This is a genomic window from Aeromonas sp. HMWF015, from assembly GCF_963878965.1.
GTDB lineage: Bacteria > Pseudomonadota > Gammaproteobacteria > Enterobacterales > Aeromonadaceae > Aeromonas > Aeromonas veronii.
Genome location: NZ_CAWNZT010000192.1, coordinates 805 through 2,108 on the forward strand (window position 1 = coordinate 805; position 1,304 = coordinate 2,108).

Below are 1,304 nucleotides of genomic sequence, written 5' to 3' on the forward strand. Positions count from 1 at the left end.
TGTTGCCCGGCGTAAGGTGAATCGCGTCGGGGGCGAGTACCCGGCTGCTGCCGTCCCGCTCAATCAAGATGCCGTAGCGGTTTTCGGGCTGGTTTTCGGGATTAGCGCGGCCCGATTTGGTGCGCAGGCGAAACAACATCAGCTCGCGGCCATCGGCCAGTTGCAGCGAAAACCAGTCCCAGCCCGATTGCCACTCGGCCAATACCGAGCTGCTCCACTCGTGATCAAACCAGCCTTGTCCGGTGACGGTGCGGGTTTCGCCATCACGAGTCAGGGTGCCGCGAAGAGTGAGGCGCGGGTAGGAGTAGTAAAAGGAGGCGTTGCCCGGGCTCTTCTCGCTGTAACCGGCCTTGCCTTGCAGCACCAGCGGCTTGGTGGCAGTGACGGTGAGGTTCAGCTCGCCAATCTTGCTCTGCACCTTGAGGGTGGCAGGGAACAGCGCGGCTCCTTGCGAGGCAAGCCGCCACTCCCTTAGCCAATATTGACCGCCGCTGGCCCCCGCCAGTCCCGGCCCCTGCCGACTGGCCCGTTCATCTTGCTGGTGGCTGCCACGGTCGAGATCCGTGATGGCAAACTGGGCCAGCCAGAGCTGGGGCGTGAGCCAGGGGTTGCTGGTGCGGAGTTCTTGTTCGATACCCTGCCGAAACAAGGTCCACTGCATGCCATATTCGCGCCCCTGTTCATCCTTGAGGTTGCCGGTGAGATACCACCACTCGGAGCGGTAATCGGGGTGGGCGGCGTGATCCTCCGGCAATTGGATGGTTTGCCCCGGCAGCACCTTTTTGAAGCTGTCGTTGCCGCCGCCGAGCAGGGCGCCCAGATCGCTGGCCTGCGCGCTGTCGATCATGGCAATCAGCGGGAGCAAGAGGGCTGCGAGCCACAGGGGCCGTAAGGAGGACAAGCTTCCCCTCACCCTGGCCCTCTCCCGAAGGGAGAGGGGATGGTTCAATGCCGCACTGTGCTCTTCTCTGCACTGAAAAAAGGGCGGAGAGAGGGAAGTGGTCAATGGGAGCTTCAAGCCATGGCTAAGCCAGTGCGCTAACCGATATTTCATACCACTCTCCTTGCGGCATACCAGGAGGCCAATGCGCCACATACCGGTGCCAGCAACAGGGCGGTGACCGCATGAAGGGGGGCGGCTTCGAAAGCGAGTCGCCAGCCAAAGGCGCGGGGATTGACCACCTCGATCAGCACCCAGGCGAGGCCATACCCCATCGGCAGGGCAAGCAGGGCGGTAAGGAGCCCCAATCCCGCCCCTTGCCACACCAGCAGCTGGCGGCAATGGCGGGGGCTCAAGCCCAGAC

The 1,304-nt window shown here is 63.2% G+C and carries 2 protein-coding genes; both read right to left on the reverse strand.

The window, feature by feature from the left end; all coding sequences use genetic code 11:
- Positions 1 to 847, reverse strand: an 847-nt coding sequence (locus tag AACS18_RS10125) for a lipocalin-like domain-containing protein (protein ID WP_108614210.1), incomplete at its 3' end; no start/stop codon positions are given.
- A gap of 203 nt (positions 848 to 1,050) precedes the next feature.
- Positions 1,051 to 1,304, reverse strand: a 254-nt coding sequence (locus tag AACS18_RS10130; RefSeq protein ID WP_146184880.1) for an FtsX-like permease family protein, incomplete at its 5' end; no start/stop codon positions are given.